The 14479-nt window shown below is 53.9% G+C and carries 16 protein-coding genes and 1 pseudogene; 4 read left to right on the top strand and 13 right to left on the bottom strand.

The genetic code is table 11. From position 1 onward, the window contains the following. The first annotated feature begins 35 nt into the window (after positions 1–35). Together AC0L7S_RS17730 and AC0L7S_RS17735 are read left to right on the top strand one after the other, a co-directional pair. On the top strand, positions 36–1301 hold the full coding sequence (locus tag AC0L7S_RS17730) for a Y-family DNA polymerase (protein ID WP_473472209.1): 1266 nt from the start codon (positions 36–38) through the stop codon (positions 1299–1301). Next, positions 1298–1552 carry a hypothetical protein gene (locus AC0L7S_RS17735; RefSeq protein WP_473472210.1) on the top strand — a complete coding sequence of 85 codons (255 nt, stop codon included), beginning with the start codon at positions 1298–1300 and terminating at the stop codon, positions 1550–1552. Before AC0L7S_RS17730 ends, AC0L7S_RS17735 begins: the two co-directional genes overlap by 4 nt. A 57-nt stretch (positions 1553–1609) precedes the next feature. Here the strand turns inward: AC0L7S_RS17735 and AC0L7S_RS17740 are convergent, their stop codons facing one another. From AC0L7S_RS17740 to AC0L7S_RS17755, 4 genes are all read right to left on the bottom strand, one after another. Continuing rightward, the gene (locus AC0L7S_RS17740; RefSeq protein WP_473472211.1) at positions 1610–2113 is read right to left on the bottom strand and encodes an HK97 family phage prohead protease; all 504 of its coding nucleotides are present in this window, start codon (positions 2111–2113) and stop codon (positions 1610–1612) included. Positions 2114–2274: 161 nt separating this feature from the next. Further along, the gene (locus AC0L7S_RS17745; RefSeq protein ID WP_473472213.1) at positions 2275–2784 is read right to left on the bottom strand and encodes a hypothetical protein; all 510 of its coding nucleotides are present in this window, start codon (positions 2782–2784) and stop codon (positions 2275–2277) included. A gap of 63 nt (positions 2785–2847) precedes the next feature. Continuing rightward, a complete protein-coding gene (locus tag AC0L7S_RS17750; RefSeq protein ID WP_473472214.1) occupies positions 2848–3378 on the bottom strand; it encodes a hypothetical protein in 531 nt (176 codons plus the stop codon). Positions 3379–3491: 113 nt separating this feature from the next. Beyond that, a complete protein-coding gene (locus tag AC0L7S_RS17755) occupies positions 3492–4400 on the bottom strand; it encodes a hypothetical protein (protein WP_473472215.1) in 909 nt (302 codons plus the stop codon). Between the two features lie 280 nt (positions 4401–4680). On the opposite strand from AC0L7S_RS17755, the gene AC0L7S_RS17760 reads away from it, so the two are divergent. After that, on the top strand, positions 4681–5037 hold the full coding sequence (locus AC0L7S_RS17760) for a DUF6998 domain-containing protein (protein ID WP_473472216.1): 357 nt from the start codon (positions 4681–4683) through the stop codon (positions 5035–5037). Positions 5038–5239: 202 nt separating this feature from the next. Here the strand turns inward: AC0L7S_RS17760 and AC0L7S_RS17765 are convergent, their stop codons facing one another. From AC0L7S_RS17765 to AC0L7S_RS17795, 7 genes and pseudogenes are all read right to left on the bottom strand, one after another. After that, positions 5240–5518, bottom strand: a complete 279-nt coding sequence (locus AC0L7S_RS17765) for a hypothetical protein (protein ID WP_473472217.1) — start codon at positions 5516–5518, stop codon at positions 5240–5242. Between the two features lie 16 nt (positions 5519–5534). Next, positions 5535–6175: pseudogene (locus tag AC0L7S_RS17770) on the bottom strand (SOS response-associated peptidase). A gap of 247 nt (positions 6176–6422) precedes the next feature. After that, the gene (locus AC0L7S_RS17775; protein WP_473472218.1) at positions 6423–6869 is read right to left on the bottom strand and encodes an HNH endonuclease; all 447 of its coding nucleotides are present in this window, start codon (positions 6867–6869) and stop codon (positions 6423–6425) included. 69 nt (positions 6870–6938) lie between these two features. Further along, entirely contained in the window at positions 6939–7124 is a 186-nt protein-coding gene (locus AC0L7S_RS17780; RefSeq protein WP_473472219.1) for a hypothetical protein, read from the bottom strand. A 37-nt stretch (positions 7125–7161) separates the two neighbouring features. After that, complete coding sequence (locus tag AC0L7S_RS17785; protein WP_473472220.1) at positions 7162–7341, bottom strand: hypothetical protein; 180 nt, start codon at positions 7339–7341, stop codon at positions 7162–7164. A 245-nt stretch (positions 7342–7586) separates the two neighbouring features. Beyond that, positions 7587–9152 carry a YfjI family protein gene (locus tag AC0L7S_RS17790; RefSeq protein WP_473472221.1) on the bottom strand — a complete coding sequence of 522 codons (1566 nt, stop codon included), beginning with the start codon at positions 9150–9152 and terminating at the stop codon, positions 7587–7589. Then, positions 9133–9624: a hypothetical protein gene (locus AC0L7S_RS17795; RefSeq protein WP_473472222.1), complete on the bottom strand. Its 492-nt coding sequence runs from the start codon at positions 9622–9624 to the stop codon at positions 9133–9135. Before AC0L7S_RS17795 ends, AC0L7S_RS17790 begins: the two co-directional genes overlap by 20 nt. A 177-nt stretch (positions 9625–9801) precedes the next feature. Here AC0L7S_RS17795 and AC0L7S_RS17800 point away from each other — a divergent pair, with 177 nt between their 5' ends. Further along, complete coding sequence (locus AC0L7S_RS17800) at positions 9802–10959, top strand: tyrosine-type recombinase/integrase (RefSeq protein ID WP_473472223.1); 1158 nt, start codon at positions 9802–9804, stop codon at positions 10957–10959. Between the two features lie 360 nt (positions 10960–11319). Here AC0L7S_RS17800 and AC0L7S_RS17805 read toward each other — a convergent pair whose 3' ends face one another. Together AC0L7S_RS17805 and hisD are read right to left on the bottom strand one after the other, a co-directional pair. Next, a complete protein-coding gene (locus AC0L7S_RS17805) occupies positions 11320–12615 on the bottom strand; it encodes a hypothetical protein (protein WP_473472224.1) in 1296 nt (431 codons plus the stop codon). 544 nt (positions 12616–13159) lie between these two features. Further along, a complete protein-coding gene (gene hisD / locus AC0L7S_RS17810) occupies positions 13160–14464 on the bottom strand; it encodes a histidinol dehydrogenase (protein WP_473472225.1) in 1305 nt (434 codons plus the stop codon). Positions 14465–14479 lie beyond the last annotated feature (15 nt).

Genomic DNA, 14479 nt, shown 5'->3' on the forward strand with positions numbered 1-14479 from the left:
AATGCGCGTTTGCCGCGCCACGGGAGAGCTTTGCCTTGCGCAAACCAGAGATTATCGAGCGCATGTATCTCGATTTCGACGGCTTCTTTGCGTCAGTCGAGCAACAGGCAGACAGGCGGCTGCAAGGACGTCCTGTCGGCGTTGTCCCGTTCGAAGGTACAGACCGCACCTGTGTCATCGCCTGTTCTCGTGAGGCCAAGGCGTTTGGCGTCAAGAACGTGATGAAAATAGCCGACGCCCGAGCCGCCTGCCCTGATATTGTCCTGGTACCACAAAAGCCTGACCTCTATCGCCGCGCCCACAACACGTTGCTGGCCGAGATTGAGACCGTCATTCCGATCGATACGGTCAAGTCGATCGATGAATTGACATGTGTGCTGGACGAAACAGGACGCGACGATCCCGAGGCACTGACTGCGCGCCTCAGGTCGACGCTGGCCCGCAATGTCGGACAGCATATCACCGCATCGGTCGGGTTTGCGGCCAATCGTCAACTGGCCAAGATGGCCTGCAAGGCCGGGAAACGGTCCAACGGAACATATGGCAATGGGTTGATGATCTGGCGGCCGGAAGATTTGCCGGCACCATTGCTGGCGCAGCCACTGTCTGATGTTCCCGGCGTCGGTTCGAACATGGAGCGTCGCCTTGCCAGATCAGGCATCGTCACGACCGAGGATCTGTATCGGTTGCAGCCCAAGCATATGCGCAAACTCTGGAACAATGTGACAGGTGAGCGTCTTTGGTACGCGCTGCACGGCTATGACATTCAGGCTCCCAATGCGGAACGCGGCATGTTTGGGCATGGCCGTGTTCTCCCGCCTGAAAGCCGAACAATGGCAGGTGCGTTCGAGATTTGTCGCCTGCTTTTGATCAAGGCCGCGCGACGGTTGCGCAGGGCCGGATATTATTGCCGGGGCTTGCTGCTTTGGCTCTCTATTCGCAACGGCGACTGGTCAGGAAAGATCACACTACCGATCATAAATGACGATCAGGCGGCCCTTGCGGGTCTTGATCGGCTATGGGCGCGAATGAAACGCGACCATCCGCGAGGCATTCAGGTCTTTCGTGTCGGGGTTACACTCTGCGACATCTCGCCGGCAGGTGAACGCCAACTCGACATGCTCATCAACGATGACCGTGCTCGCCAGAAATGGGAACGTGCATCCGGCGCGATCGACAACCTCAATGCCCGCTATGGCCGTACCGTCATGAGCTTAGGCATGTGGAGGCCCCCGGCCGGTGGCCATGTCGGCGGCAAGATCAGCTACACGCGCATTCCAACTGCGGAGGATTTCTGGTGACCAACTGGAAACAGAACGTCCAGGTTCGCGATCTCGATCCCGGCCAAGAGCTCGAAATCACCTGCAAGCAATGCGGCTATGTCCACTATCTCACACCTGAACTGATCTGCTCATCGCCGGAGCGGGAATTCCTCTATCTCGACGAGATCGAGAGGCAGACGCATTGCCGGGCTCGTGGCTGCAGGGGTGCTGTTCGCCTCGCCATGCTGCGAAAAGGCGACACCAGCGCGTTTGTCGGTGGGCTGGCATAGGTGCGGTGTTTGCCGCAGTACCCCGAGCGCCTTGGCGCTGCACCATCATCGTTTTGGTCAGATACCCCTAGCGCGCATCGCGGCTTCGGCCCGGCGGCGAGAAGCGTTTGTCGCGTTTGAACGGGCAACGCTAGCCGAGGTCGTCGTGTATGCTGGAAAAGCTGTCAAAGTGATCTCGTGTAGATCAACATCTGTTATTGTGCGCAACGGCAGCTTGTCTCCACCGTCCTGCCACTCTTCCGCCCGCACGCGAAACCCGAAGCTGCAGCCCCTAACATCCTGGCGCGAAACGGTACCGATTGCAGACCTGCCTTCCGGCGTAGACGCATCAACATCCACGCTGAACCATAAACCAATCTTGTCTTCGCGCAGCGCCAACGTTCCTGCAGATGTTCTGCCGAGGACGCGACCGGTATCGTGGTCAAGTAGCATCACAACATCAGGATGATAGCGCAGCGTGCGGCTGAACGCGCCGCGCGCAAGCTTCTCGCGAAATTCGCCCGCTATAACAGTCGCGTCACCAAAGCGTGCCGCGTATCCGCTTATCGTTTTACCGGCCAATTTTTACCTCCATTTGACACAGCTTCGCCTCGCGCCGGCCGAGTTTCGATTTTGCCCGAAGTTCGCGCGCGATTTCGATGGGATCAGTGTTGGCGTAGCGTTCCGCTTGCCCTGCAATCTTTATTCGACGTTTCGCTTTCGCACGCCGTTCTGTTGCTTTTTCAATCGACATATCCGGCCTCCCGCGCCGCGCGCAGCCACCGGTGCAAATGCCCATCCAGACGATCACCGCAAAAATTGGGTTGCAATGGAACTAAATGAGTCCACGCGACGTCTTCCGCAACGAATTGATCTACTATTTCATCGTAGGATTCGCGCGCCGTCTGTAGTGCCAGGACAGCCGCAGCCATGGCCTTGACTCGCCGCGCGTACTCGCCGTGCGCCTTCGCGCAAACCGATGCTGATGCATTTCCGCGCGCATCCACAAGTCGCTGCCGCACCACACGCAACGCCTGTTCGATATCTGACAATTCAGTGCGAATTTCTGACAACCTCTTGCGATTTAGCGATTTCGTTCCCGGTTCGTCGCCGAGTAATTCTGCAATTGATGGTTTCACATCGCGACTGGTATCCGCCGCGATTTCCTTTTCCATCGCGCGCCGCTCGGCAGTCAACGCTCGTTGCTTGTCGTTCAAATCGCTTTGTTTTTTGTAGCGCAGCATAATGCTCATCAGATTCTGCAAGCGTCGGGACACGAAAGGATTCCGTCGATGGTGTGCTTTTCTTACCGATCATTATACTTCTCCAAATAGTTGGCGCAAAACATCCACAAGCGCAGCGCCATTGATCGTTGTTGACGACCGATGACCTCCGCCCTGCCAATGCGAAGCAAGCGCGCCAACTTCAACGAAGCGCATCACTTTTCCGTCGCGATGAATGGCGAGTTCCGGCCATGACGAAACGACCTCAATCTGATCGCGACGCATTAGGTCAGGATGGTCACCGTTGATTGCGACTTCCGCGAACACGTCCAACGCGCCACCCGCGGTGTCGATGCTGGCCGGCGCACCGGTTAGATCGACTCCGCCCGGAGTTAATGCGCGACATCGTTCGACCGTGGCAGCAATCGCGCGGAGCGGGGCATCAACGGCGCAACCAATCGCAATGTCGATGACATGATGGGGTTCAAGTTCCGGGGCTTTCCCGGGCGTTCCAGCCGGCAAGCGGCCAGCTTCAGTTAGCGCCCTTGCAACCGCTTTCGTGCGTGGGGGATCGAAGCCAATGTGCGTACACAGCGCATCGACCGCCTCTTGTGTGGTGGGCATATATATTCCTTTCGATTTTCGAATTTTTCGAGTGTTGGGGGTTAAAAAAATGGCGGCCAATGCCGCCTCTTGTTCCCAACCTCATACGTGACGGTGCGCCACGATTTGGCACGCTAGGCAACATCTTTTCGCGATTTGTTATTATCGTTGCTTGCTGCCAGTAATATCGCGGTTTCCAGTAGCGCCGTCTTCGCAACGCGATCAGCATAATGCTGTCCATACCCCAGACGAACGCCCAGCGATTTCAATGTACCGCCCCCCATTATTTCCTCAAGCACCTCAGCGGCTTCACCCTTCGGATTCTCAGGAGCCTCCCATGCTGCGATGGATCCGATCTTCGTTCCTATCTTGGGCTTTACAATGCCACCGAAGAAATGAGCACCATGAGCGACCATCGTTGGACAGTGCGTAATGGGTGGCGCGCCTAAGGCGTAAGCAGCGGCAAGTTCGTTGCGGGCTTGCTCGACGCCGGGGAGCGGATCGTAGTATCGACTGGGCTTTCCATCGTCGGGAGGATGGCGACTTGGAACGCGCTCAATGCCAACCGCTTCAAACAGCGCAGCAGTTGCAGGCTTCATGCTCAAATACAGAGAAGGGTTGCGCTTGTTCTTCCTGTTGCCTCGGATATCGTCGCGCGGCGTTAGCTTCTTGCCCTTTTTAGTTATGCCCCAATCTCGAAGTTCTCCGCGATAGAAGGTGAGGTCGCCAAGATGTTGCCATTCATCACCGCGATAGTCCTTGCTGGAAACTAGCCGGTATCCCTTTCCGATATGACGTTTGCCGTTCCCAGAATAACGCTTGCCATCCTCCCTATAATACACGCGGAAGGCGTCGGAAGCGGCCCGCATCATTTCCCCGACTGTCGGGCGGATCTCGCGAACGGTTTCGTTGTGGTCTATCGCCAACAAAGGCGGCATTTGATTCCGAATATGAGTTGCCACTTCCACGGCATGGTTGGGGTAATGTTTATGCAACCACCGCAGCAAAGGAAGGCTGCCACGGTAGCGTAAATTTTGGCTCATTCATTTAATTTCCTAGTGGTGGTTTTGGCGTTAAGCCCGCTCGCCGTTACCCGGCTGTTATTTCTGTAAGTAGCTTTTGAATGGAAAAACCGTACCCCATGCGGAAAATAAATATTCTATCGAAATTTCAAATTTTGTGGATACGAAACCTTTCCCGTGCCGCCGCTTTCATAGGGGTTGGTCGGATCGATTGGACGTGCTCTCCCGTCACATGCGCTGGACTTGTTATTTGGGGGATTATGGAGTGTATTTCCTAGGGGCGACATTGAGTGAGGGGTATATGTCTGACACGTTCAAGCTACCAAAAGAGATCACGAAGCTTGTTGCTGCTCGCAATAAGGTGAGAGACCAATTTAATTCGGATATCGAGGGGCGAGGCGGAGATCATAGGCTGAGGTTCACATTCGACGGAAATCTTGTGGGCGATATCGGCGAATCGCTTGCTGTGAAGCTTTTTGGAATCCGTCTCGTCGACGGAAACGCCAATAGGGGTATCGATGGTTTTACATGTAGTGGAAAATCTGTGCAGGTAAAAGCAACAGGAACCAAGCGCGGGCCAGCGTTTAGCCAATCAGAAACGCATGCTGACTATTTGCTTTTTTCGACCTCGATTTCCAAAGGGCTGAGGGGACGATAGTTTACAACGGCCCGGAGAAGTACGTGCGCGAATGTCTGCCCGCACAGTTCCCCCGCCAGGCCTCGCTATCGCCAGTACAGATACGGAGACTGAACGACCAAGTGCCTAGGAATGAGAGACTTCGTCGTATCGATTAGGTGCATGACTCCCGGAACAAACACGATAAATGCGGAATTTAGCGCGAAGCCATTTACCTGATCTATCAGTGCAATGTGCTGGACAATTCTTTCAGTGCTGCGAGGTGCGCGCGGCAGTTCGCCTGGTGCGATTTGAAATTCACCATCTCGCGACCGTAAATTTCGAAGCATAAGGTCATGTATTCAAGATCAGCGTGGAAGGCATCGATGGCTGATGCAAGTTGATCACTCGCCGGGATATCGGAAACTGCTTTCAAGACAATCCGGCGCGCCCGTAAATGCAGCAATTCATAAGGTTCAGGTGCTTCCTCGATCAGTCTGTCGAGTTCATCAAATGCGCTCATGACAAATCAGGCTCTGCTATTCCGTTACGACCGGCAACAATGTCAGATCGTCGTCAGGTAAAGGTCTTTGAAGTGCCTTTGCTTCTTCCCACGGGGCATTCATCCAGAGGTCGATTTCTTCCGGTGACGTCAAAATAACGGGCATTGCCTTGAGGTGGATCGGCTTGACGACACTGTTGGGCTCGGTAGTGAGAAAGCCGAACAATTCGTGCTTGCCCGGACGGGGTGTCTTGGCTGAGCCGCGATCTCCCTCCCACGTTGCCCAGATGCCGGCGAAGAGCGCCAATGGCCGATCACTATTCAGCGCAAACCAGCGTTTTGTCTTTTTCGGCTTTGTATCTTCCCACTCGCAAAAAGTAGTCCACGGCACCACACAGCGATTTTCCGGTTTCAACCAGCGTTTCCAATGAGCGGAGTCAGTGTTTCGGATATTGGTGACGCCTGAATCGGGGCGACCTTTGGTCACAAAGGGGGTGACGGCATGCCCCAGGTGAGACTGGCCAATTCGCGGCCATGATCCGTGTTTCGAACTACCGGTGCCGGTCGATCCGGATAAACATCAAGTGATGGTTCCAGATTGCCCGAAACGTCGCTCATCACGCGGGCAAGCTTCCGAATAGATTCCTGGTTCGTGGCGATGTTATATAAGTTGCACATGGCTTCAATTTGCCACCGGGCGTGCGTGACTTCAATGTCCTTTCGTTGCAATTGGGTGGACAATAGCAGAAGTTCGGAAACCGCTCCGGGTATCCTGTCGCTTTCGCCTTCGGCTACTCGATCTAGCCAAAACGGACCCCCAACTTTTCAATTGGAAAAATGTGCGCCTTTGACACCAGCCGGTCGTTAGACTGCGCGGGCGGAGGGATATTGGGTACCCCTCCCTGGGGGGCGAACAGAGAGAAGACTAAAAGCTTACAGTCAACCGGTTTTTACCTCGCCAGTCTCGATATTCACTGATGGTCTTATTGTGCTTTTCCTGATTGCACTGAACGCAAGTCAATGCCAAATTATTCAAATCATTTGTGCCGCCTCTTACCACCGGCAACTTGTGATCAATATGGTATTCCACACCGATCTGGATGTTGCAGTAGAGGCATTTATTTCCATCACGAAGAGCGAGCGAACACTTCAACTCTTCTCTTTCAGTAATTGACCAACTGTAGTTGGAGCGTCTTCTCGCTCTAGCACTGGCGGCAATCTTTCTTTCATCGCTCGCGTTGTCATATTGCTTTGTATGGTGCCTTATACATGCGCGACAGGTGTATCGGAATCCTCCAGAAGGCGTCGATCCAAAATGATTTCGGTCCAGCGTAAATGTCTCACCGCACTTCTTACAATCCCTGAATTCCATTTCGTTTCTCCAGCCTTCTATTGACTGAGACGCCAGCCGACATGAAAAGCTTGGGGTAGGAACTTTATTTTAATATTGAGGACACCGCTGCAATTCTAACGATCGCGCCACCTCATCTTCCTTTTTGCTGTCATCATTCGCCGGCTGCAGATCGGGTCGCAATTTGTAGAACTCAGCCCACGAAATTCTGCGAATGCGGACGCCGGCAATGGTTCTAGCGTGTTTGCCGCTAATTTCTTTGGGTTCGATTTTCATGCGTTTCTCCATTTCATGGTGATTGCCGGCTTGAACTTCACCGGCATGTGAGATGGTCGATAATATCGCTCCGCCCACTTTCGTAGATGTACTCCAACGGAATCCAGCCCCAGCACCACGTTTCTGTGGCCGGGTCGAAGCCGTAAGCGTTGAGCGACTCGCCGTCGCAATCGTCAATTTCCTCAATGGTGTCGGGATCGATCATGTGGTCCTCCATTCGTCTCACCGTTCCAAGATTCCAAACATGCTTTTTACCCACCCCAAAAAGGGCTGAAAAAGGAGATCGAAAAGCATAATTGGAATATTGGAACGAGAGAATATTTTTATATATAAGATATTGTTTTAAATTATATAATTTGCTTTTTCCCCGTTCCAAACACGTTGGAACGGTTTGGAACGGCTGGAACCGATTTTGACGTTAAGGTAAGAATCCATTCCAACGTTCCAATATCCGTTCCAAAGTTATTGGAACAACGGAATGCGAAATTTTGAACCGGCTCGCTTCGGCCATGTGCCATTCATTTCAACAATGGACCCGCCCGTTATCAGCCATTCAATAGCGTCCATCAGTTCTCGGCTGTTCGCACCGCTCACACCCTTCTTGGCGATGAGTTTGGAATAGGGCAAACCAGTCGGTGCGCCTTCGACTGCGGCCAGCACCGACTTCCGCAGCGCCTCGGCCGGAGACGCCGCCATATGCTTGCGAACGCCTTCTTCAATAAGCTGGATTGACGAGTGCGTTATGGACCATCCCCACTCTATGTCGGTCAGACCGACGGACGGATTGGCCGGGTCGCGACTTACGGCCCGCAAAGTTGCGAGACGGATAGTATTTTCCGCGGCACGACCGGCAAGCTCAGACTTAGCCGTCTGCTGCCAGACGAATATTTCACCCCATCTCTTGTAGGCGTCACCGCCGCCACCGCCCTCCATCGGGACGGTGTATTTCCCAGCCAGATTGCCACTTTTCGGAAAGTTGGTGCACGCGTCAGACAATTTGGCAAGAAGCGCAGCCGGCGGCGTTGCCTGGTAGTCCAGTGGCGGCGGCACAATAGGACCGACGTGCGGCGTGGCGGTGAAAAATAGGAACCGATTCAGGAATCCATCGCCAATGCTTGCTTCTGATAGCCCGGAATAAAGCGTGTCGATCGTGGTCATGGCCAGCACAGTCAGCGCCGGCCCCACCAGTGGGGCCTCATCCTTCTTTGTCTCAGCCGACGCATAAACACGTCCGTCAAAAACAGAATTCGCCTGGTCATAAATTACCAGCAGGAATTTTCGAATGCCTGCTGCCACGCTGTTTTTATGCTTTGCATTAACGTCCTGTAGCGTGATTCCAAACTCATCCATCGTAACGACAGTTGACGAGTTCTTACGCAGAATTCGCTCCAACGCGGCGTAGGAAGTCGGGTCACCGTTTGTCACCGCACCGACCGTCCCGGGTTGGTCGGCCAAAGTTCGTATTGCCCGCGGCGGCCATCCCTTCCCGCCTGCAGTCCCAAGCAGCGTCGTGATGTAAACATTCACACCGGCTCGCGTCGGTGTGAGCGCCACACGCCCAAAGATGCCAGCGAGCAGCGCAACGGATGCGGCAAGCGACAGCTCTGGCACGGGGATGATTGCGGTCGAGGTAATCCAGCGGCTGATATCGGACAGCAAGCCACCCGCGGCCTCTGGCGCGAACGGTGATGGGTGCATTGGCGGCAGAACCACGGTCGGCAAATTGTCATTTGCGGGATGTTTGTCCGCAAGCCTTTCGCCAACCCACATTGCGTCGCGCACGCGCTCGACGGCCTGTGCGTCGCCGATGAATTGCACGCGGCCGCGTCGATCGACGTGAAGCGATACGCCATCCTCTGGGAAGCGAACGCCAAGCTGATCCGGCGGCCAGCCCCAATCTTCAACAATAAAAAGTTCGGGCGAGCAAGCTGAGTGCCAACCGTTCGGAGCAACTACAATCTCGCCACCCAGATCAACCCATGGCTGTAGTATGTCGGCAATTTCTGGTTCAAGCTGATTCTTGGTCATTGGCTGCGCGGCCCCCATCCATGGCGGCGACGGCCGCGTTTGTAATTTGTTGCCCCAGCTCGGGATGGAACGAAACAACATGCTTCCCGCAGGAATTTGCCGAATATGTTCGATAGCCTCGCGGAGTGTGTCGCAGCAAAAGACTGAAAAGCCGCAAGTGCTCATTTATTTCGACATCGAATCGCGCAACAGCGCCCGGCCCGTACAAAGGCCGGATTGAAAGTATTCGCATTATTGATGGTTCCAGTTGTGTTTTACTGCGTGAATGGCCGTTTTTGCGGCTCTTGTTGTTTATGCGGATCTGGATTCCTGTTCCGAAATCCAAGCGGCGAGCGTCGATTTGCGTGCGCAAACCGTTTCGCCCAGACGAAAGTGCGGCAGGCTTTTTTCGCGACAAGGTGATAAATCGCTCGGCGCGGAAAGCCCAAATATGCCGAAATGGCGTCAGCGCCGCGGAGAAGGTCGGCGGCAAGATTGTCGTTGTCGTGGATCATTTTTGCGTCCTTTTGGTTTGTGTGGACGCCACGCGCCATAAAAAGGCACGTAACTCTACCATGTAGCAGTGAGACGATTTTTTCCAACCATCGCTAAAAATTATTTCGTGTTGCAACGTGTTGCATTGATTCCGTTAGTCCAATATCTCTGAAACATGGCTATTCGGATTCGCAAGTGGAACACCAAAGGCGTCGAGAAATCCGCGTATGTCGTGGACTACGTTGACCAGCACGGAAAGCGGCATCTCAAGACTTTCAGGACTAGAAAAGAAGCAGATGCATTCGATAGCAAAACCCATGTCGAGGTCATGGGGCGCATACACGTCGCAGACGCGGATACTGTAACTGTGTCAGACGCTGGCAAGCACTGGCTGGTGGCTTGTAGCGACGCCGGACTTGAGAGATCAACAATCAATCAATACAATCAACACCTGCGAATTCATATTGATCCGTTCCTCGGCAAGACTCGCCTAAACGAAATTACAGTGCCGACCGTCCGCACATTTTTAGACAAGTTACGCGACGAAGGTCGGTCGCCGGCAATGGTTCGTGCTGTGCGTGTGTCGCTCGGATCGCTGCTTTCCGATGCACAGGAACGCGGGCTTGTTGTGCGAAACGCAGTCAAGGACATCGGCCGCGCAAAGGGGCGAACGAAGGCCGCAGCGCGCCACCTGAAACGCGCGGAGATCGGTGTTGATATTCCTTTACCGTCCGAAGTGAAAGCAATCGTAGGACACGCCAAAGGTAAAGCGCGGGTGTTCATTTTGACAGCTGCACTAACTGGCATGCGAACGAGTGAGCTTCGCGGCTTGCGGTGGTCTGATGTCGATCTCGCCAAGGCGATGGTGACGGTACGGCAACGCGCCGATGCGTTTCAGAAAATCGGATCTCCAAAATCTATAAATGGCCGTCGAACAATTCCTTTACCGGCGTCGCTGGTTGGCGCACTCATGGAATGGAATACTGAATGTCCAGCCGGGTCGCTTGGTTTGGTTTTCCCATCCGGCACAGGTTCGATTGAGTACCATGCCAATATCGTCAAACGCTGGTGGCACCCACCGCAGATTGCTTCGGACGTAATAAATAGGGACGGAAACGCGAAATATTCAGGGCTCCATGCGCTTCGGCATTTTTACGCTAGCATGTGTATAAATCGCCCTATTGATGGCGGCCTCGGCTTGCCTCCGAAAGTCGTTCAAGAACGACTAGGTCACTCTAATATTCAAATCACCTTGGATACCTATTCCCACCTATTTCCGCGGGGTGACGACGGTTCTGAAATGGATGCCGCAGCGGTGGCTATTTTTGGCTAACTGCAACATGAGTGCGACATACGGTGATTATCTCAATATAATCAGGGCTTGTTCAAACACTCTGACTCCGTTAGTCCTGGTTCGAATCCAGGTTCCCCAGCCAAGCACTTCCTCAGAATCGAACCTCTGGAAGCGCCCGATAAAACCTAGCGCCTTCCACGACTTAGGTTGCATATCGAGAACATCTCGGGAGCGGTAGCAACCTCCGCAGGCCACTTCCGGCTAAATGTACTGAAAATCTCCGAACGCCAATTCAGCCCTGACACTGGCCGGTCTGGCAATGTGCGATCAATCGTCAATGCGCGCAATTTTTCGCCTTTTGTCTGCCGTCAGAGTTTTCGAGCAGTTGGGCAGGACAAATTAACGGAGGCTCCGGCTCATTCGGGGTGTCATGCGTACTTCTGGTGCGCAAATCATCATGTCAACTGCTGCACCGGAAGCCATCAGAAGAAATAGTTGAACGGGAAAAAGGTACTGCATGGCAAAGCTAATAAGGGTGGCCTGAATTACGAACAGGCCAGTGAAAGCAGCACAGACGATGACTGTGGAATAGGAATTGGTAGTCGCGTTTCCTCGAATCCGAATCCACCCGATCAATATAATCGCTGCTGAGATCAGCGCGAGCATTTCCCATAGCTGCAATAATGAAAAAGCGATTGGCATAGCCGTGCGGAGAACAATCACCAATTTCTCAACGTAAATTTTCGCAACTTCGGCTGGATTGTTTCTTAGTATTTCGAAGTACCGCGTTCGAAGGATATCGTAAAATCGTGGGCTCAAATAGGTGACAGACGGATCAACCTCTTTCACCGCATCAATTGCGCTATAGTCGTTCCATTCAATCCCAAACGGGTTCGGCACACCGCCAAGTCCCATGTACAAATTTGCCCAAGTGCCGTGACTTTCTAGCTTTTCGGAGGGCGGCAACTGATAAAGAGCATCCCGGCTGCGCAGTAGCGCGTAGGGAACCATCGAAATTGCAACTGTCATGAGGACCAAGATCACCGGATAGGCGATTGAGCGACTTCGGATCACAAGCCACGCACACGCCCCGATCGCCGCTACAACACCCATCATTCCGAGGGCCTCTCGAAACAACATGGCAAGCGCCAGAGTGAACACTCCAATAGCCACCCAAATGGCTCGAAATCGAAACTTACACAGAACGGCCAGTGGTAGAATAGCTGCGAAACACGCAGCGCCGAATTGGGCCGGGTGTGGCGTAAGTGCGTGAAGATTGTTCGCTATTAGCGTCCCGCCCGTCAATACTGCCAGTGACGAAATCGGCAAACGAAGAAAGAATAAAAGCATGGCTAGGGCCGACAGCCCTGCGTAGTTGATCGTTGTGTTGAGCGTTGAAATTTGTTCAGGAACAACATTCTGGTCGGTAACAGCCGAATAAATCTCAAGCGCTAAAGCATGGCCGATATCATCGCCACCGAAGCCATTTGCAATCGGAACAACTTTATCGCCCTCGCACAACACCAGAAACTTTTTTGTAGCCTTTGCGCAATCTGCGCTGGCGAGCCATACCTTTGAAGTTGTCCATGCAAACTGTAGTCCTTGCGCGGACTGAAATGACACCACCATTTGCGGCATAGTGATCGAAACAAAGGCCGCAAATAACAGAGCCGAGTAAATAAGCCTGGTTCGCATGCCCTAGAGACAACCAGGTCGTAGAATGTTTTGCTGGCAGGGATTGATGGTAGGTTTTTCAAGATCAGGCGCGAAATAGATCAACGCCGCAAAAACAGCGGCGGCGAATAAGACGAACATATGATTGACATCTATGCACATCTGAATGATCGCAGCCCCGTCACCCTGAAAGCGCACATCCTATAGTCGCGCCTTCTCCCTGACAATGTGAAATCCCATCCACAACACGGTGATCGTCGCCTCGCCACGCACCCAACCAAAACAATCCAGACCTTCTCCTCTGCTCCAAGCCGACCCGGCCAGCCCATATCCGGGGTGTATTGGCCCTGTTAGGCAAAGGTTGACTCCAAGTTACTCGCCTTGCGACGCAGTATCTTGATGGGTTGCGTCGCCAATTCCATCCGCTTCACCAAATGTCTCAATCTCAATTTTCGCGTTGTTTGAAGCCAGCACGGGATATGCGATGCCCGCGACCGGGCATCATAAAGCGCGGTTGATGCGGCTTTTTCCAATTCGAACCGCGCGCTTATCGCGTATGCGTCCCCTACGAAGGGACTGTCAGGTCGAAGGTTTCGTCGGGGAAGAACTTTGCCAATCGGATGTCTGCGGTGCGGGCGTGGCCTTCCATCCCCTCCAGTCGGGAAATCCTCGCGGTTGCCTCGGCTACGGATCGTGATCCCTCTCGGCTGGCGCGCTGCCATGTCACCGTTTTCATGTATTTGTGAACGGACAGGCCACCGGTGTAACGAGCCGCGCCCGACGTGGGAAGCACATGATTGGGTCCGGCCGCCTTGTCACCAAATGCCACTGTCGTTTCTTCACCAAGGAACAATGAACCATAGGCGCGCAAATTCGCCAGCCACCAATCCAGATCCTTTGCCTGTATATGCAAATGCTCCGGGGCGTATCTGTCGGCAGTCGCAGCCATTTCATCCCGGTTGGAACAAACGATGACTTCAGCATAATCGCGCCATGCAGCGGATGCATTCCTGGCATTCGTTTCCGGCAATGTGGCTATCAGACCCGGCACAGCGTCGATGACTGCTTGCGCCAATTTCCCGCTATCTGTCACCAGCCAGACTGGTGAATTGTACCCGTGTTCTGCCTGCCCGACGAGATCCCAGGCAACGAGCATGGGGTCGGCAGTATGGTCGGCCACAATCATGGAATCTGTCGGCCCGGCAAACATGTCGATCCCAACTCTCCCGAACAGGATGCGCTTTGCTTGCGCCACATACTGGTTTCCCGGGCCAACAAGAATCTCGGCCTTCGGCAGTCCGAAAAGGCCGAAAGCCATCGCCGCCACGCCCTGAACACCGCCAAGGTTCAAAATACGGTCGGCGCCACACAGTTTCATCGTGTACAACATCGCGGCGGGAATACCGGTGCCCGGTTTGGGGGAGCAAGCCGCAATGTGGGATACGCCCGCGACCTTGGCTGTCGTTATAGTCATTATGGCCGAAGCGATGTGGCTGTATCGGCCTCCGGGTACATAGCAGCCTGCAGAATCAACAGGGATTTGTTTCTGCCCAGCCCAAAAGCCGGGCTGCACCTCGATGCTGCAATCCGAGATGGTTGCTTTTTGCGCTTCGGCAAAGCGGCGGATGTTGTCGTGCGCAAAACGAATATCGGCTTTGAGTTTTTCTGGAACCGCTTTCTCGGCCGCAGTGGCTTCTGCGTCCGACACCAGCACATTGCCTTGCCAGCCATCCAGATCCCGAGCGTAACGCAACGCGGCTTCATCACCCTCCCGCTCGAGTTCATTCAACATTGACTGGACCGTATTTCGAACCTGGTCCTCATCGCTTTCAGCCGAGCGAATAGCTTTCTTGAGGTACGTGATGGTCATGTCATTTCTCTTGTT

The sequence above is a fragment of the Mesorhizobium sp. G2-6-1 genome (assembly GCF_055809095.1).